We start from the raw sequence: 16921 nt of genomic DNA on the forward strand, positions 1-16921 counted from the left end.
GCCATGTCCCGCTCCGAAACGCTGTTTGCCAACGCCCAGAAGCACATCCCCGGCGGCGTTAATTCGCCTGTACGCGCCTTCAAGAGCGTGGGCGGCACGCCACTGTTCTTCAAACACGCCGCCGGCGCCTATGTCACCGACGAAGATGACAAGCGCTATGTCGACTACGTGGGCTCGTGGGGCCCGATGATTCTGGGCCACAGCCACCCGGACGTGCTGGATGCCGTGCGCAAGCAGCTGGAACATGGCCTGTCCTATGGCGCGCCGACCGAAATGGAAACCCAGATGGCCGACCTGGTCTGCTCGCTGGTGCCTTCCATGGAAATGGTGCGCATGGTCAGCTCCGGCACCGAAGCCACCATGAGCGCCATTCGCCTGGCCCGCGGCTACACCGGCCGTGACAGCATCATCAAGTTCGAAGGCTGCTACCACGGCCACTCCGACAGCCTGCTGGTGAAAGCCGGTTCCGGCGCCCTGACCCTGGGCGTGCCAAGCTCGCCAGGCGTACCGGCAGCGTTTGCCAAGCACACCCTGACCCTGCCATTCAATAACCTGGCAGCCGTGGCCGAGATGCTTGGCGAAGTAGGCGAGGAAGTGGCATGCATCATCGTTGAGCCGGTTGCCGGCAACATGAACTGCGTGCCACCAGCGCGGGGCTACCTGCAAGGCCTGCGCGAGCTGTGCGACCAGCACGGCGTGGTGCTGATCTTCGACGAAGTGATGACCGGTTTCCGCGTGGCCCTGGGTGGCGCCCAGGCCTACTACGGCGTTACCCCGGACCTGAGCACCTTCGGCAAGATCATCGGCGGCGGCATGCCCGTGGGCTGCTTCGGCGGCAAGCGTGAAATCATGTCGCAGATCTCTCCACTGGGCCCGGTCTACCAGGCCGGCACGCTGTCGGGCAACCCGCTGGCCATGGCCGCCGGCCTGACCACGCTGAACCTGATCAGCCGCCCCGGCTTCCATGACGAGCTGAGCGCCTTCACCGCGCGCCTGCTCGACGGCCTGCAGCAGCGCGCCGATGCCGCCGGCATCCCGTTCGTGACCACCCAGGCGGGCGGCATGTTTGGCCTGTACTTCAGCGGTGCCGACGACATCGTCACCTTCGAAGACGTGATGGCCAGCGACGCCGAGCGTTTCAAGCGTTTCTTCCACCTGATGCTGGAAGGCGGCGTGTACCTGGCACCCAGCGCATTCGAGGCCGGCTTCACCTCCATCGCCCACGGTGATGCGGAGCTGAAAATCACCCTGGACGCTGCCGAGCGTGCCTTCGCCGCGCTGAAAGATGCCTGATAGCGCAATACCTGTAGGAGCGGGCCTTCGCAGACACGGTCCGCTCCCACAGATACGGGCATTACCGGCCCGCAGAGCAGAAAAACGAGTAAAGACTTTGTAAGGACGGCCCGGCTTATTTCATAATGCGCAACCAGTCCATTGTTCTGGCCGGGTCCGCCCGTTTCCTGTTGAGGTAAGTCGATCCCCATGAACCGCACCGGCCGCGCCCTTGCCCTGGGCTGCCTGTTGCTCCTTCAGCCCCTGCTGGCATTTGCAGGCGGCAATTCGCTATTGATCCCGGCGATGGGTCGTTGCACCCTCAACACCCAGCCGCAGGACCTGCCACAGGCCCTGGCTGCCTGTCAGCAGGCGGCAAAATCCGGTGACGCCCAGGCGCAATACGAATTGGGTCAGTTCTATTACGACGGCACCGCCACCCCGCGCGACCTCAACCAGGCGCTCAATTACTTCGAGCAGGCTTCGCTGCAAGGCCAGGCCGATGCGCAGTACCACCTGGGCGTGATGTTCTTCCACGGCGAAGGCGTGCCGGCCAACAACATCCAGGCCTACATCGTGCTGAAGATGGCTGCGGTCAACGGCCAGGAAGATGCCTTGGACACCGCCGATGAAGTGGCCGCGCAAATGCCGCGCGACCAATTGGAAATGGCTACCCAGGTGCTGGGGCAGATCTTCCGCAAGTACCTGCTGGAACTGCAGACCGCCGACGGGCGCTCGCCTTTCTCGCCCCTGCCTTGAGTCTTCGCAGGTAATATTTACCTGAGGCGGGCAAACAAGGCTGGCGACGCCTATCTATCAGGCCATGGCCTGTCAGATCACCGTTGCCAGCCTTGGGGGTTCGGCATCAAAACCTTGTGAGGGCATGTCCCACACTTGAAGGATCCTACTTCTCCGGCATCGGCATCGGGAACGGCATGACGTTGCTCACGCCGCGCGCTTCGCTGATTTTCGGCGTGCCCAGGCGTTCCACTTCGTCGATGCGCACGATGGAGTGCATGGGCACGAAGCTGCGCACCACGCCTTCGAACTGGGCCTTGAGCTTTTCTTCGCTAGGGTCGACGACCACTTGGGTGCGCTCGCCAAAGACGAATTCCTCGATTTCCAGGAAGCCCCACAGATCGCTCTGGAAGATCTGCTTGGCATACATTTCGAACACCTGGCCCTGGTTGAGGAAAATCACTTTGTAGATTGGAGCTTCGCGTTTGGTCATCTTGGGTGGGTATACAGTCGGGGGAGGTAAAGAGGGCGAAAACTATAGCATAGGCGCCACACAGGCAATGCTAGGAAGGTCGACCATTGACCCCTATAATGTGCGGTTCTTTGAACGACCTGATGATCTCGCATGGCCAAGAAGCTTTACATCGAAACCCACGGTTGCCAAATGAACGAGTATGACAGCTCGCGCATGGTCGACCTGCTGGGTGAACATCAAGCCCTGGAAGTCACTGCCCGCGCAGAAGACGCCGACGTCATCTTGCTCAATACCTGCTCGATCCGCGAGCGGGCCCAGGACCGCGTGTACTCGCAGCTGGGCCGCTGGCGTGAACTGAAACTGGCCAACCCCGAGATGGTCATCGCCGTGGGTGGCTGCGTGGCCAGCCAGGAAGGTGAGGCCATTCGCGACCGCGCGCCCTATGTGGACGTGGTGTTCGGCCCGCAAACCCTGCACCGGCTGCCGGAAATGATCGACGCGGCGCGCACCACCAAGCTGCCGCAGGTGGACATCTCCTTCCCCGAGATCGAGAAGTTCGACCACCTGCCCGAGCCGCGCATCGATGGCCCTACCGCCTACGTGTCAGTGATGGAAGGCTGCAGCAAGTACTGCACCTTCTGCGTGGTGCCCTATACCCGCGGCGAAGAGGTCAGCCGTCCGTTCGACGACGTGATTGCCGAAGTCATGCACCTGGCCGAGAACGGCGTGCGTGAAGTGACCCTGCTGGGCCAGAACGTCAACGGCTACCGCGGCCTGACCCACGACGGGCGCCTGGCTGACCTTGCCGAGCTGATCCGTGTGGTAGCCGCCGTGGATGGCATTGACCGCATCCGCTACACCACCTCGCACCCGCTGGAATTTTCCGACAGCCTTATCCAGGCCCACGCCGAGGTACCTGAACTGGTCAAGCACCTGCACTTGCCGGTTCAGTCGGGCTCCGACCGTGTGCTGGCGGCCATGAAGCGCAACCACACGGTGCTGGAGTACAAGTCCAAGCTGCGCAAGCTGAAGGCCGCCGTGCCGGGCATCTGCATCAGTTCGGACTTCATCGTCGGCTTCCCGGGCGAAACCGAGAAGGACTTCGAGCAGACCATGAAGCTGGTGGCCGACGTGGGCTTCGACTTCTCCTACTCGTTCGTCTACAGCCAGCGCCCGGGCACCCCGGCCGCCGACCTTGCCGACGACACCCCCGAAGCGCTGAAGAAGCAGCGCCTGGAAGCCTTGCAGCACCGCCTGAACCAGCAAGGCTTCGAGATCAGCCGACAAATGGTGGGTACCACCCAGCGGATTCTGGTCACCGACTATTCGCGCAAGGACCCCGGCGAGCTGCAGGGGCGCACGGAGAACAACCGCATCGTCAACTTCGCCTGCCTGGACGCCAAGCTGATCGGCCAGTTCGTCGACGTGCACATCGGCGAAGCGCGCCCGCACTCGCTGCGCGGCACGCTGATCTGACCGGCCACTGCCCCCTGTAGCAGCAGCTGTCTTCTGTGGGGGCGGGCTCTGCCCGCCAAGAGGGCGCCGCGGTATTTCAGGTACGCAGTGGTGTTCTTTTCACCGGTAGAAACCGCTCCCACAGGGACGGGTGGCCGCAGCCTGCGGCACCGGCTACAGGGAGGGGGTCAGGCGTTAGATGACCACTGGCCATCTGGGGCCTTTCGCCGGTAGCCCACTGGGGTTATCCTTGAGTCCATCTTAATTGCCGTCGGGCGGCTTAAAACGACCTTGAACGCACCCATAGAACCTCATCGCTTCATCCTCGAGCCCTTCGAGGCTCGCCGCTTCGCCAACCTCTGCGGGCAGTTCGACGAGCATCTGCGCCTGATCGAACAGCGCCTGGAAATCGAGATCCGCAACCGCGGCAATCAGTTCGAACTGATTGGCGAACCCCAGCACACCACCTCTGCCGAACACCTGCTGCGCCGCCTGTACCGGGAAACCAAGGCCACCGAGCTGTCGCCGGACCTGGTGCACTTGTACTTGCAGGAATCGGCCATCGAAGAGCTGGACAACCCCTCCAACAACGAAGTGCCGGTGTCGTTGCGCACGCACAAGGGCATGATTCGCCCACGCGGGCTGAACCAGCAGCGCTACGTGAAGGAGATACTGGGCAACGACATCAACTTCGGCATCGGCCCGGCCGGTACCGGCAAGACCTACCTGGCCGTGGCCTGCGCGGTAGACGCGCTGGAGCGCGAGCAAGTGCGCCGCATCCTGCTGGTTCGCCCGGCCGTGGAAGCAGGTGAAAAGCTGGGTTTCCTGCCCGGCGACCTGGCCCAGAAGATCGACCCGTACCTGCGCCCGCTGTATGACGCGCTGTATGAGATGCTGGGTTTCGAACACGTGGCCAAGCTCATCGAGCGCCAGGTGATCGAAATCGCACCGCTGGCGTACATGCGCGGCCGCACCCTTAACAACAGCTTCATCATTCTCGACGAAAGTCAGAACACCACCGTCGAGCAGATGAAAATGTTCCTGACCCGTATCGGCTTCGGCTCCACCGCCGTGATCACCGGTGACATCACCCAGGTCGACTTGCCCAAGGGCACCAAGTCGGGCCTGGCCCATGTCATTGACGTGCTGGACGGCGTGCCAGGCATCAGCTTCACCCATTTCAAGCCCAAGGATGTGGTTCGCCACCCACTGGTGCAGCGCATTGTCGAAGCCTACGAGCGCTTCGAATCGCGCAGCACCGACAAGGACAACCGCCACAATGGTTGAACTTGATCTGCAGGTTGCAACCAAAGACCACACCCCCGCCGAGGCCCTGTTGCGCCAATGGTGCGAAACGGCTCTGGCCATGCGCAAGGGCGACTCGGAGCTGACCATCCGCCTGGTGGACGTGGCTGAAGGCCGGGAGCTGAACCACACCTACCGGCACAAGGATTACGCCACCAACGTCCTGTCCTTCCCGGCGGACGTGCCCGACGACATGCTCGATATCCCATTGCTGGGCGATCTGGTGATCTGCGTGGCGGTGGTAGAGCGTGAAGCTGCCGAACAGGGTAAATCGCTGGAAGCGCACTGGGCGCACCTGGTGATCCACGGCTGCCTGCACCTGCTTGGTTTCGACCATGAAGAGGACGAGGAAGCCGAGGAGATGGAATCACTGGAACGAACGTTGCTTGCCAAGCTGGGCCATCCGGACCCGTACGCAGACGATGAACATTAAACTTGACCACCGAAACAGCAAGGATCACGAGAAAAGGGCTATGAGCGAAGATCGATCGAGCAACGGGCAGAAGTCATGGCTGGGTAAAATCACCCAGGCTTTTGCCCATGAGCCGAAAAACCGCCAGGAGCTACTGGAGCTGCTGCGCGAAGCCCACCAGAACAAGCTGCTCGACAGCGAAGCGCTGACCATTGTCGAAGGCGCCATCCAGGTTGCCGACCTGCAAGTACGGGACATCATGGTCCCGCGCTCACAGATGATCAGCATCAAATCGACCCAGACCCCTCGCGAATTCCTGCCTGCGGTGATCGACGCCGCCCACTCACGCTATCCCGTGATTGGCGACAGCCATGACGACGTGATCGGCGTACTGCTGGCCAAGGACCTGTTGCCCCTGATCCTTCAGGAGAACGGCGACAGTTTCAACATCAAGGACCTGCTGCGCCCGGCCACCTTCGTGCCCGAGTCCAAGCGCCTGAACGTGCTGCTGCGCGAATTCCGCGCCAACCATAACCACATGGCCATCGTCATTGACGAATACGGCGGCGTGGCGGGCCTGGTGACCATCGAAGACGTGCTGGAGCAGATCGTCGGCGACATTGAAGACGAGCACGATGTGGAAGAGGACAGCTACATCAAGCCCCTGCCCAGCGGTGACTTCCTGATCAAGGCGCTGACGCCGATCGAGAACTTCAACGAGTTCTTTGACAGCGAATTCTCCGACGATGAGTTCGACACTGTTGGCGGCCTGGTGATGAGCGCCTTTGGCCACCTGCCCAAGCGCAACGAGACCACGGAAATTGGCGCTTATCGCTTCCGCATCCTCAATGCCGACAGCCGCCGGATACACTTGCTGCGCCTGACCCCCATTTCCCGCTGAAAACGCATTAAGGATCGAGATGCGCTGGATCACCCGCCCCGGCTGGCCCGGTAACTTGCTGGCCGTGGCGGCCGGTGCCCTGACTCCCCTGGCGCTGGCGCCGTTCAACATCTGGCCGCTGTCGTTGCTGTCGCTTGCGTTGCTGTACCTGGGCCTGCGCGGGCTCAACCCGCGCCAGGCCTTCATGCGCGGCTGGGGCTACGGCTTCGGCCTGTTCGGCGCCGGCACCAGCTGGATCTACGTCAGCATCCACAACTTCGGCGGCGCCTCGGTGCTGCTGGCCGGCTTCCTGATGCTGCTGTTCAGCATCGCCGTGGCACTGTTCTTCGCCCTGCCCACCTGGTTGTGGGCACGCTGGATTCGCCGCAACGAAGCGCCGCTGGCCGACGCCCTGGCGTTCGGCGCCCTGTGGGTGGCTCAGGAAGCCTTCCGAGGCTGGTTCCTTACCGGCTTCCCGTGGCTGTACGCCGGTTACAGCCAACTGGACGGGCCGTTGACGGGCCTGGCGCCGGTGGGCGGCATGTGGCTGATTTCCTTCGTGCTGGCACTGACCGCAGCCCTGCTGTGCAACCTGCATCGCTTGCGCCAGCGCACCTCGTTCCTGCTGGCGGGCATCGTCCTGCTGGTGGCCCCCTGGGGTGTCGGGCTGGCCCTCAAGCACCACGCCTGGACCGAGCCGTTGGGCCAGCCCCTGAGCGTGGCGGCCGTGCAGGGCAATATCGAGCAGGAGATGAAGTGGGACCCGGCCCAGGTCGACGCCCAGCTGGCGCTGTATCGCGACATGACCTTTACCGCGAAGAAGACCGACCTGATCATCTGGCCGGAAACCGCTGTGCCGATCCTGATGGACAATGCCCAGGGTTACCTGGACATGATGGGCAACTTCGCCACAAGCCGTAACTCGGCGCTGATCACCGGCGTGCCGATTCGCCAGACCGTGCGTCACGAGAAGCAGTATTACAACGGCATTACCGTGGTAGGCCAGGGTGATGGCACCTACCTCAAGCAGAAGCTGGTGCCGTTCGGCGAATACGTACCGCTGCAGGACTTGCTGCGCGGGCTGATCACCTTCTTCGACCTGCCCATGTCGGACTTCGCCCGCGGGCCGGCGAACCAGGCGCTGCTACAGGCCAAGGGCTATCAAATTGCGCCGTTCATCTGCTACGAAGTGGTATACCCGGAGTTCGCCGCAGGCGAGGCCGCCAAGAGCGACCTACTGCTGACGATCAGTAACGATACCTGGTTCGGCACCTCGATCGGCCCGTTGCAACACCTGCAAATGGCCCAGATGCGCGCCCTGGAGGCCGGACGCTGGATGATTCGCGCCACCAACAACGGCGTGACGGCGTTGATCAACCCGTACGGGCAGATCACCGAGCAGATCCCGCAGTTCCAGAAAGGCATCCTGTACGGTGACGTGGTGCCGATGCACAAGCTCACGCCTTACCTGCGATGGCGTTCGTGGCCGCTGATCATCCTGTGCCTGGTGCTGTTCGGCTGGGCGCTGCTGGCCAGCCGTATCGCCAAGACTGTCTGAGCAACGCAGCCCCCGTACTGAAAACCATCTTGTGGGAGCGGGCTCTGCCCGCGAAAAGGGCACCGCGGCCATTCAGTTGTTGCGCGGGGCCGCCTTCGCGGGCACAGCCCGCTCCCACATTGCTCAGCGGTAAAACAGCCGATAGCCAATCAACCCTACCGCCTCATTGAGCAACTGCCCGCTCTGCCAGAACGCCTTGCCCTCCGGCATCCAGCCGCCCAGCGGCCGGGCGTTGTCGATGCCCAGGAAACCTACCGGCGCACTCACCACCTCCAGCCCCGCGTGCTCAAAACTCCAGCGCGCCCTTGGCATGTGCCAGGCCTGGGTAACCACTACCACGCGATGAATGCCCTGGGCCTTGAGCAACTCGGCGCTCATGGTTGCGTTTTCCCAGGTAGTACGGCTCGCCCCCTCCTGCCAGCGGGTTTCGACGCCGAAATCATCATGCAGTGACGTGGCCATGATGAATGCCTCACTGGGTGGCGAGCCGTAGTGCAGGCCGCCGGAGGTCAGCACCGGTAGCCCGGACGCCTTGGCCAGGCGGGCGGCGTAGCGAACGCGCTCCAGGTTCACGCCGGTTGGCTGGTCTTCACCCCCCCACGCCGGGTCGCCGCGCTCGCGGCCAGCGCCAAGAATGACAATGGCGTCAGCGCGCTGCGCCAGTTGCGGCCACTGAGCGGCAGTCAACGCCGGTTCCTGCTCCAGCGCGTGCGCGGCCAGTTGGACCGCCCGGGGCATGCTCATCAGCCACAGGCCACCCAGGCCGACCACAAAGCACGCCATCGCCAGGCGCGGCCGCGAACGCCGCAACCACCACGCAAGCAGCAGGAACAGGAAAAGAAGGCCAGGCGGCAGGATCAAGGATTTAATGAAGTAACGAAAAGGCATCGAGCATCTCCCAGGATGCTCGAAGCCTAAGGGCAATGGCGCGATGCCACAATCTGAATGTATCCAGGCGTTCTGTGCCGGAGTCGTGAGTGCATGAGCATCACCTCCCGGTCTTATTTGAACTGCATCGACCTGGCTTTGGTCATGGGCTTCTTGGAAGCCTTGTCTTTGATCCACACTACATTATTGCTGGCAGAAGGCACGGGGGCCTTGCGCTCATGAACCACCGCACCGGCGTGCAGCCCCACTGGCATGGAGTCCAGGTAGGCATTGATCAGTTCCACTTCGGCACGGCTCAGGCCACGCAACTCCAGCTCGTCAGGTACTTCATTGCGCAAGCGTACCGACGTTCTGGCAACGTCCAGGGCCAGCCCCAGGCGATCGATCAAACGTTCAAACAGCTCCGGCTTCATACCTTTAACATGTGACTCAACCATCCGTTCACCTCATTGAAGATAAAACACACTCCCCATTGATGAGCTTAGCGGCGCGAACGAAACCAGCCCGCCGCTGCGACCAACGGGCAATGCCTGCGGGCGTTTGCTGGCAGTGCGCCGCCTGGCGCGGACAGCCTTTGATGCAATCAGGGTTTCCCTCCTTGAAGCGGGGTCATGTATGCTACGGCGTTTCAAGATCGCCGCCGGATTGCCGGGTGCAGCGGATGTTACGCTGCCTGGATAAGGTCACCCATTTCTCAGCGCAAAGTAGCCATGCACGAACTCTATCAGCCCCGCGAAATCGAAGCCGCCGCCCAGTCGTTCTGGGATGAGCAAAAGTCCTTTGAAGTAAGTGAGCAGCCAGGCAAGGAGACCTTCTACTGCCTGTCGATGTTCCCCTACCCCAGCGGCAAGCTACACATGGGGCACGTGCGCAACTACACCATTGGCGACGTGATCTCGCGCTACCACCGCATGCAGGGCAAGAATGTCCTGCAGCCCATGGGGTGGGACGCCTTCGGCATGCCGGCAGAAAACGCCGCCATGAAGAACAAGGTCGCGCCGGCCAAGTGGACCTACGAGAACATCGCCTACATGAAGACCCAGCTCAAGAGCCTGGGCCTGGCGATCGACTGGTCGCGCGAAGTCACCACATGCAAGCCCGACTACTACCGTTGGGAGCAGTGGCTGTTCACCCGCCTGTTTGAAAAAGGCGTTATCTACCGCAAGAACGGTACCGTGAACTGGGACCCGGTGGACCAGACCGTACTGGCCAACGAGCAGGTCATCGACGGCCGTGGCTGGCGTTCGGGCGCGCTGATCGAGAAGCGCGAAATCCCGATGTACTACTTCAAGATCACCGCGTACGCCGAAGAGCTGCTCGATAGCCTGGACGAACTGCCAGGCTGGCCTGAGCAGGTCAAGACCATGCAGCGCAACTGGATCGGCAAGTCGCGCGGCATGGAAGTGCAGTTCCCGTACAACGTCGCCTCCATTGGCGAAGCCGGCGCGCTGAAAGTCTTCACCACCCGCCCAGACACCCTGATGGGCGCCACTTACGTGGCCGTGGCCGCCGAGCACCCGTTGGCCACCCTGGCGGCGCAGAACCACCCTGAGCTGCAAGCGTTCATCAACGAATGCAAGAGCGGTAGCGTCGCCGAAGCCGACGTCGCTACCCAGGAAAAGAAAGGCATGCCGACGCCGCTGTTCGTCGAGCACCCGCTGACCGGTGAAAAACTGCCGGTATGGGTCGCCAACTACGTGCTGATGCACTACGGCGACGGCGCAGTGATGGCCGTGCCGGCTCACGACGAGCGCGACTTCGAATTTGCTACCAAGTACAGCCTGCCGATCAAGTCGGTAGTGCGCACCAGCGCCGGTGACACCAATCCTGCCCCGTGGCAGGAGGCCTATGGCGAACACGGCACGCTGATCAATTCCGGCGAATTCGACGGCCTGGACTTCGCCGGCGCCTTCGACGCCATCGAAGTGGCGCTGATCAAAAAAGAACTGGGCAAGTCCCGCACCCAGTTCCGTCTGCGCGACTGGGGCATCAGCCGCCAGCGCTACTGGGGCTGCCCGATCCCGATCATCCACTGCGATGCCTGCGGTGACGTGCCCGTGCCGGAAGACCAACTGCCGGTCAAGCTGCCCGAAGACGTGGTTCCGGACGGTGCTGGCTCGCCCTTGGCGCGCATGCCCGAGTTCTACGAGTGCACCTGCCCGAAATGCGGCGCGGCGGCCAAGCGTGAAACCGACACCATGGACACCTTCGTGGAGTCCTCGTGGTACTACGCCCGCTACGCCTCGCCACAATACGACCAGGGCATGGTCGACCCTGCCGCGGCCAACCACTGGCTGCCAGTAGACCAGTACATCGGCGGTATCGAACACGCCATCCTGCACCTGCTGTACGCGCGCTTCTTCCACAAGCTGATGCGCGACGAAGGCCTGGTCAGCTCCAACGAGCCGTTCAAGAACCTGCTGACCCAGGGCATGGTGGTCGCCGAAACCTACTACCGCCTGGAAGATAACGGCGGCAAGACCTGGTTCAACCCGGCCGACGTCGAGCTTGAGCGTGACAGCAAGGCCAAGGTCATCAGCGCCAAGCTGATCAGCGACGGCCTGCCGGTGGAAATCGGTGGCACCGAGAAGATGTCCAAGTCCAAGAACAACGGCGTCGACCCACAGTCGATGATCAACCAGTACGGTGCGGACACCTGCCGCCTGTTCATGATGTTCGCCTCGCCGCCCGACATGAGCCTGGAATGGTCCGACTCCGGCGTCGAAGGCTCGAACCGCTTCATGCGCCGCGTATGGCGCCTTGCCCAGGCCCACGTCGGCCATGGCCTGCCGGCCGCGCTGGACGTTGCCAGCCTGTCGGACGAGCAGAAGGTCATCCGCCGCGCCACTCACCTGGCCATCAAGCAGGCCAGCCAGGATATCGGCCAGCATCACAAGTTCAACACCGCCATTGCCCAGGTGATGACGCTGATGAACGTGCTGGAAAAGGCCCCGCAGGCCAGCGAACAGGACCGCGCGTTGATCCAGGAAGGCCTGGAAACCGTGACCCTGCTGTTGGCACCGATCACCCCGCACATCTGCCACGAGCTGTGGAATGCCCTGGGCCACGCCGGTGCCGTCATCGACGCCGCCTGGCCGGTGCTGGACGACAGCGCCCTGGTGCAGGACAGCCTGACCCTGGTCATCCAGGTGAACGGCAAGCTGCGCGGCCAGATCGAAATGCCGGCCAGCGCCACCCGCGAAGAAATCGAAGCGGCGGCCCGGGTCAACGAAAACGTGCTGCGCTTCATCGACGGCCTGACGATCCGCAAGGTCATCGTCGTGCCTGGCAAACTGGTCAATATCGTCGCCAGCTGATCGGATCAGCGCGCCCGGGCAACCGGGCGCCATATACAGAGTCGGCCCACAAGGTTTCTAGGGAGCATCAAGATGATCAAACGCAATCTACTGGTTATGGGCCTGGCCATGCTGCTGGGCGCCTGCGGTTTCCAGTTGCGCGGCACCGGCACCAACCAACTGGCTCTCAAGGAGCTGAACGTGTCCGCCCGCGATGCCTACGGCCCTACCGTGACGCAATTGCGCAAGCAGATTGTCGCGGCCGGTGTGAAAGTCTACGACGGCGCCCCCTACAAGCTGGTGCTGAGCCGCGAGCAGGAAGACCAGCGTTCGGCCAGCTACACCAGCGGTACGCGTTCAGCTGAGTACGAGCTGACCACAACCCTGAGTTACGACATCGTTGGCCACAACAACCTCAACCTGATGAGCGACAAGATCGTTGTCGACAAGGTCTACACCCAGGATGGCAACAACCTGGCAGGTTCCGACCAGGTGGCCCAGCAGACTCGCGAAGACATCCGTCGCGAGATCATCCAGCGCCTGATGCTGCGCCTGGAACAGATCAAGCCGGAACAACTGGCCACGCTGCAGGCTGATGCCGACGCCAAGGCCAAGGCCCTGGAAGAGCAGGAAGCCGAGGCCCAGCGTATTCGTGACGCGACGCCTCAGCAGTCGCCGATCCAGATCCCTTCGAAGTAAAAGAGGAACGGGGCGCTCAGGCGCCCCTTCTTTCATCACCATGAAACTGACCCCCGCCCAACTCAACAAACACCTGCAAGGCAGCCTTGCGCCGGTCTACGTGATCAGCGGCGATGACCCGCTGCTGTGCCAGGAAGCCGCCGACGCGGTGCGCGCCGCCGCACGCCAGCAAGGCTTCGACGAACGCCAGGTATTCAGCGCCGACGCCAGCTTCGATTGGGGCACGCTGCTGCAAGCGGGCGCCAGCCTGTCGCTGTTTGCCCAGCGCCGCCTGCTGGAACTGCGCCTGCCCTCGGGCAAGCCCGGTGACAAGGGCGCCGCGGCACTGATCGAGTACTGCTCGCGCCCCGCCGAGGACACCCTGCTGCTGATCAGCCTGCCCAAGCTTGATGGCAGCGCGCAGAAGACCAAGTGGGGCAAGGCCCTGGTCGAAGGCCAGCACACCCAGTTCGTGCAGATCTGGCCGGTAGACGCCAACCAGCTGCCGCAGTGGATTCGCCAGCGCCTGTCCCAGGCAGGCCTGGCAGCCCAGCAGGACGCGGTGGAGCTAATTGCCGCGCGCGTGGAAGGCAACCTGCTGGCCGCGGCCCAGGAAATCGAAAAGCTCAAACTGTTGGCCGAAAATAACCAGGTCACCCTGGAAACGGTGCAATCGGCCGTGGCCGACAGCGCCCGCTTTGACGTGTTCGGGCTGGTGGATGCGGTGCTCAACGGCGAAGCCGCGCATGCCTTGCGCATGCTTGAAGGCTTGCGTGGCGAAGGCGTTGAACCACCAGTGATCCTCTGGGCGCTGGCCCGGGAGCTGCGCACCCTGGCCAACATTGCCCTGCAATACAGCCAGGGCACGCCGCTGGACAAGGCTTTCAGCAGCGCCAAGCCGCCGGTATGGGACAAGCGCAAACCGCTGATGAGCAAGGCCCTGCAACGCCACTCGGCCAAGCGCTGGGGTGAGCTTTTGCAGGATGCCCAGCACATCGACGCGCAGATCAAGGGCCAGGCCCAGGGGTCGGTGTGGATCAGTTTGTCGCGGTTGTCGCTGCTGATGGCGGGGCAGCGGACGGTGCTTCCCGCGCAGTAGGCCACCTACCTCTGCAGGAGCTGCCGTCAGGCTGTGAAAAGGTCCGCAGGACCTTCGCAGCCTGGCGGCAGCTCCTTGGATTGCGGGGCTTGCGTGAGGAGACAGCAGGCGTATCATCGGCGCTCCAACCAAGGAGTGCCGTCATGAGCAAAAAGCGCCCCAACAAGGCCAAATCCATTATCGCCCAGCCCCTGTTCCGCAGCCGCCAGGAACGACCCGCCAAGGGCAAGGGCAGCTTCAAACGCGAAGCCTTCCAGTCGAACAACTGGGAGGCTTCTCCTTTTCTGGCGGCTTGAAATCATCGTTTACCACGAACTTTCCTACGCGTTGCCCCTCGCCCCCCGCTCTCATGATATGGTCCGCATCTGACTTGAAATACCTGGACCTGTGAATGCCTCTTCGTCGTCTCCAGCGTGTGCAAATGCGTCATCTGCTCGCTGCTTCCACCCTCGTTCTGCTGGGCGCCTGTGCTGAAAAGCCTACGGTAGCCGCCGATGCCCTGCCTGCCCCCGCGCAAAAAACCTCGCCCGTAGCCCCGTTGACCACTGCTGCGCCTGTGGATGCCGACGGCGTGATGCTGCCCACCGAGACCTTTGCCCAATGGGAGGATAGCTTTCGCCAGCAGGCGCTACAGGCCGGCATTCGCCCCGACGTGTTCGACCGCGCGTTCGCTGGCGTCACCCCCGACCCCAGCGTGGTCAAGGCCGACCGCAGCCAGCCGGAGTTCACCCGGCCGGTGTGGGAGTACCTGGACGGTGCCATCTCGCCGGTGCGCGTGCGCAAGGGTCAGGCACTGCTTGGCCAGTACGCCGACGTGCTGCAAGGCATCGAGCAGCGTTATGGCGTAGACCGGCAGGCGTTGGTGGCGGTATGGGGCATGGAAAGCAGCTTTGGCCAGTTTCAGGGCGACAAGTCGGTGATTCGCTCGCTGGCGACCCTGGCCTACGAAGGCCGTCGCCAGAGCTTTGCCCAGGATCAGTTGATCGCCGCCCTGCAGATTCTGCAGAACGGCGATATTCAGCCTGAAGCCATGCTGGGCTCCTGGTCGGGTGCCATGGGCCAGACCCAGTTCATCCCCACCACCTACAACTCCCATGCCGTGGATTTCGATGGCGACGGCCGTCGCGATATCTGGGGCAGCGCGCCTGACGCCTTGGCGTCCACCGCCCACTACCTGCAAAGCTCGGGCTGGCAGCGTGGCCAGCCGTGGGGCTTTGAAGTGCAACTGGCACCCGGCTTCGACTACGCCCAGGCCGACGGCACGGTGCGCAAGCCCGTGGCGGAGTGGTTGAAAATGGGCGTGAAGGTGACGCCAGGCACGCGCCTGCCGGCTGGCAGCGACCAGTTGTCGGCGGCGTTGCTGCTACCGGCGGGCTATCGCGGCCCGGCGTTCCTGGTGCTGGACAACTTCCGCGCCATTCTCAAGTACAACAACTCATCGTCCTATGCGCTGGCGGTCAGCCTGCTGTCGCAACGCTTTGATGGTGGCGGGTATGTGATGGGTGACTGGCCACGTGACGACTTGCCGCTGAGCCGCACCGAGCGTCTAGAGTTGCAGACCCTGCTGACGGCCAAGGGCTATGAGGCGGGAACACCGGACGGCATCATCGGCGCCAACACCCGCAAGGCCATTCGCCTGGTGCAGCAAGCGCTGGGCTGGCCGGCCGATGGCTACGCCAACCACAAGCTGCTGGACAGCCTGCGCGGGCAGTAAGCAACATCCCGCGGGCCCGCTATGCGGGCCTTCGCAGCCTGGCGGCGGATGGCCGCCCCGCAGCTCCTACGTGGGGGTGATGGCGGCGAATCCGATTGGGCTAGCGGACTACGTCCTGCTCCAGCATCAGGGTTTTCTGCCCCGCGTCCAACCTGACCTGGGTGTTCAATGGCAGCGTCAGGTTCGGGTCGCAATGCCCGCTGCGCCAGCCTGCCAGCACCGGGATGCCCATGGGGCCGAAGACTTCCTTGAGCAACGGCGTCAGACGCGGCACGTCCAGGCCGGCGAAATCTCCCACCAATACCCCGCGAAGGCCCTTGAAACGCCCGGCAAGGCGCAATTGCGTCAACAGGCGATCAACCCTGTACAACGGCTCGCCAACGTCCTCGATGAACAGTATGGCGCCGTCCAGGTCGATTTCGTAATCGGTGGCCAGGGTGGCGCAGATCATCGACAGGTTGCCGCCGGTCAGGCGCCCACTGGCCACGCCGTGTTCAATGCAGGTCAACGGGTGCGCCACCGGGTGCGCCAGCAGGTCGCCCGCGCGCAATTGGCCGCGCAGCAACCGGCGCATGGAGTCTTCCGTGGGCGCCTGGCGGTTAGCCAGCAGGTCGGACGTGAGCATCGGGCCATGGAAGGTCACGAAGTTGCAATGGCGCGCAAACGCCAGGTGCAGCGCGGTGATGTCGCTGTAGCCGATGAAGGGTTTGACGTGCCGGCCAATGAGGTCGTAGTCGATCTTGTCCAGCAGCCGCGGCGTTCCGTAGCCGCCACGCAGGCAGATGATGGCGTCGATGTCGGGGTCGGCGAAGGCATCATGCAGGTCCTGCAAGCGCATCGCGTCGCTGCCGGCCAGGTAGCCCTGATGCTCCAGCACGCCGGGGTAGACCTTGAGCGAGTGGCCACGGCTGGTTACCCAGCGCTGGGCAGCCTGGACATCGAACTCCTTGGGCCCAGCCGGGGCGATCAGCGCGATTTGAGCTTCGGTGGGCACCCGACGCGGCAGCGTGGCTGCGTCGACAACCGGTGTGTCTTTCATTCGATGAGCTCCTTGCATGGATCGAAAACGCCTACTTTAGAGCGTTCCCCATGACAGAACAGCATAGTCTTGTAACTTGGTACATCGCAAAAACGACAATGCCGGCCGCGGT

Annotated in this window: 16 protein-coding genes; 12 read left to right on the plus strand and 4 right to left on the minus strand. The window is 63.0% G+C overall.

Going from position 1 to position 16921, the window contains the following annotated elements; genetic code table 11:
• Positions 1 to 3 precede the first annotated feature (3 nt).
• Both hemL and PMM47T1_RS25955 read left to right on the plus strand, forming a co-directional pair.
• Positions 4 to 1293 carry a glutamate-1-semialdehyde 2,1-aminomutase gene (gene hemL / locus PMM47T1_RS25950; protein WP_008374701.1) on the plus strand — a complete coding sequence of 430 codons (1290 nt, stop codon included), beginning with the start codon at positions 4 to 6 and terminating at the stop codon, positions 1291 to 1293.
• 189 nt (positions 1294 to 1482) lie between these two features.
• On the plus strand, positions 1483 to 2031 hold the full coding sequence (locus PMM47T1_RS25955) for a tetratricopeptide repeat protein (protein ID WP_008374703.1): 549 nt from the start codon (positions 1483 to 1485) through the stop codon (positions 2029 to 2031).
• A gap of 145 nt (positions 2032 to 2176) precedes the next feature.
• Here the strand turns inward: PMM47T1_RS25955 and PMM47T1_RS25960 are convergent, their stop codons facing one another.
• On the minus strand, positions 2177 to 2503 hold the full coding sequence (locus PMM47T1_RS25960; RefSeq protein ID WP_008374706.1) for a DUF1820 family protein: 327 nt from the start codon (positions 2501 to 2503) through the stop codon (positions 2177 to 2179).
• A 132-nt stretch (positions 2504 to 2635) separates the two neighbouring features.
• On the opposite strand from PMM47T1_RS25960, the gene miaB reads away from it, so the two are divergent.
• From miaB to lnt, 5 genes are all read left to right on the plus strand, one after another.
• Positions 2636 to 3961, plus strand: a complete 1326-nt coding sequence (gene miaB / locus PMM47T1_RS25965; RefSeq protein ID WP_008374708.1) for a tRNA (N6-isopentenyl adenosine(37)-C2)-methylthiotransferase MiaB — start codon at positions 2636 to 2638, stop codon at positions 3959 to 3961.
• 270 nt (positions 3962 to 4231) lie between these two features.
• Complete coding sequence (locus tag PMM47T1_RS25970; RefSeq protein ID WP_008374710.1) at positions 4232 to 5227, plus strand: PhoH family protein; 996 nt, start codon at positions 4232 to 4234, stop codon at positions 5225 to 5227.
• Complete coding sequence (ybeY, locus tag PMM47T1_RS25975) at positions 5220 to 5678, plus strand: rRNA maturation RNase YbeY (protein WP_008374712.1); 459 nt, start codon at positions 5220 to 5222, stop codon at positions 5676 to 5678. Before PMM47T1_RS25970 ends, ybeY begins: the two co-directional genes overlap by 8 nt.
• 40 nt (positions 5679 to 5718) lie before the next feature.
• Positions 5719 to 6558 carry an HlyC/CorC family transporter gene (locus tag PMM47T1_RS25980; protein WP_008374714.1) on the plus strand — a complete coding sequence of 280 codons (840 nt, stop codon included), beginning with the start codon at positions 5719 to 5721 and terminating at the stop codon, positions 6556 to 6558.
• Positions 6559 to 6577: 19 nt separating this feature from the next.
• Positions 6578 to 8095 (plus strand): apolipoprotein N-acyltransferase, encoded by a 1518-nt coding sequence (gene lnt, locus PMM47T1_RS25985; protein ID WP_008374716.1) that lies wholly within the window; start codon positions 6578 to 6580, stop codon positions 8093 to 8095.
• 123 nt (positions 8096 to 8218) lie between these two features.
• Here lnt and PMM47T1_RS25990 read toward each other — a convergent pair whose 3' ends face one another.
• Both PMM47T1_RS25990 and PMM47T1_RS25995 read right to left on the minus strand, forming a co-directional pair.
• Entirely contained in the window at positions 8219 to 8983 is a 765-nt protein-coding gene (locus tag PMM47T1_RS25990) for a YdcF family protein (protein ID WP_008374718.1), read from the minus strand.
• Positions 8984 to 9096: 113 nt separating this feature from the next.
• On the minus strand, positions 9097 to 9420 hold the full coding sequence (locus PMM47T1_RS25995; RefSeq protein WP_043301549.1) for a hypothetical protein: 324 nt from the start codon (positions 9418 to 9420) through the stop codon (positions 9097 to 9099).
• 273 nt (positions 9421 to 9693) lie between these two features.
• Between PMM47T1_RS25995 and leuS the strand changes: the two genes are divergently transcribed.
• The 5 genes from leuS (at position 9694) to PMM47T1_RS26020 (ending at position 15770) form a co-directional block, all read left to right on the plus strand.
• A complete protein-coding gene (leuS, locus tag PMM47T1_RS26000; protein WP_008374722.1) occupies positions 9694 to 12300 on the plus strand; it encodes a leucine--tRNA ligase in 2607 nt (868 codons plus the stop codon).
• Between the two features lie 72 nt (positions 12301 to 12372).
• Complete coding sequence (locus PMM47T1_RS26005; RefSeq protein ID WP_008374724.1) at positions 12373 to 12978, plus strand: LPS-assembly lipoprotein LptE; 606 nt, start codon at positions 12373 to 12375, stop codon at positions 12976 to 12978.
• 40 nt (positions 12979 to 13018) lie between these two features.
• On the plus strand, positions 13019 to 14056 hold the full coding sequence (holA, locus tag PMM47T1_RS26010) for a DNA polymerase III subunit delta (RefSeq protein ID WP_008374727.1): 1038 nt from the start codon (positions 13019 to 13021) through the stop codon (positions 14054 to 14056).
• Between the two features lie 143 nt (positions 14057 to 14199).
• A complete protein-coding gene (arfA, locus tag PMM47T1_RS26015; protein WP_008374729.1) occupies positions 14200 to 14352 on the plus strand; it encodes an alternative ribosome rescue factor ArfA in 153 nt (50 codons plus the stop codon).
• A 95-nt stretch (positions 14353 to 14447) separates the two neighbouring features.
• Positions 14448 to 15770, plus strand: coding sequence for a lytic murein transglycosylase (locus PMM47T1_RS26020; protein ID WP_043301551.1), 1323 nt, complete (start codon positions 14448 to 14450; stop codon positions 15768 to 15770).
• A gap of 100 nt (positions 15771 to 15870) precedes the next feature.
• On the opposite strand, the gene PMM47T1_RS26025 is transcribed toward PMM47T1_RS26020, so the two are convergent.
• Entirely contained in the window at positions 15871 to 16809 is a 939-nt protein-coding gene (locus PMM47T1_RS26025) for a S66 peptidase family protein (protein WP_008374734.1), read from the minus strand.
• Between the last annotated feature and the right edge of the window lie 112 nt (positions 16810 to 16921).

Source organism: Pseudomonas sp. M47T1 (genome assembly GCF_000263855.1).
Taxonomy (GTDB): domain Bacteria; phylum Pseudomonadota; class Gammaproteobacteria; order Pseudomonadales; family Pseudomonadaceae; genus Aquipseudomonas.

Coding starts and splice junctions, on each gene's coding strand:
- hemL (WP_008374701.1), top strand. CDS start 4: ATGTCCCGCTCCGAAACGCTGTTTGCCAACGCCCAGAAGCACATCCCC.
- PMM47T1_RS25955 (WP_008374703.1), top strand. CDS start 1,483: ATGAACCGCACCGGCCGCGCCCTTGCCCTGGGCTGCCTGTTGCTCCTT.
- PMM47T1_RS25960 (WP_008374706.1), bottom strand. CDS start 2,503: ATGACCAAACGCGAAGCTCCAATCTACAAAGTGATTTTCCTCAACCAG.
- miaB (WP_008374708.1), top strand. CDS start 2,636: ATGGCCAAGAAGCTTTACATCGAAACCCACGGTTGCCAAATGAACGAG.
- ybeY (WP_008374712.1), top strand. CDS start 5,220: ATGGTTGAACTTGATCTGCAGGTTGCAACCAAAGACCACACCCCCGCC.
- PMM47T1_RS25980 (WP_008374714.1), top strand. CDS start 5,719: ATGAGCGAAGATCGATCGAGCAACGGGCAGAAGTCATGGCTGGGTAAA.
- lnt (WP_008374716.1), top strand. CDS start 6,578: ATGCGCTGGATCACCCGCCCCGGCTGGCCCGGTAACTTGCTGGCCGTG.
- PMM47T1_RS25990 (WP_008374718.1), bottom strand. CDS start 8,983: ATGCCTTTTCGTTACTTCATTAAATCCTTGATCCTGCCGCCTGGCCTT.
- PMM47T1_RS25995 (WP_043301549.1), bottom strand. CDS start 9,420: ATGGTTGAGTCACATGTTAAAGGTATGAAGCCGGAGCTGTTTGAACGT.
- leuS (WP_008374722.1), top strand. CDS start 9,694: ATGCACGAACTCTATCAGCCCCGCGAAATCGAAGCCGCCGCCCAGTCG.
- PMM47T1_RS26005 (WP_008374724.1), top strand. CDS start 12,373: ATGATCAAACGCAATCTACTGGTTATGGGCCTGGCCATGCTGCTGGGC.
- holA (WP_008374727.1), top strand. CDS start 13,019: ATGAAACTGACCCCCGCCCAACTCAACAAACACCTGCAAGGCAGCCTT.
- arfA (WP_008374729.1), top strand. CDS start 14,200: ATGAGCAAAAAGCGCCCCAACAAGGCCAAATCCATTATCGCCCAGCCC.
- PMM47T1_RS26020 (WP_043301551.1), top strand. CDS start 14,448: ATGCCTCTTCGTCGTCTCCAGCGTGTGCAAATGCGTCATCTGCTCGCT.
- PMM47T1_RS26025 (WP_008374734.1), bottom strand. CDS start 16,809: ATGAAAGACACACCGGTTGTCGACGCAGCCACGCTGCCGCGTCGGGTG.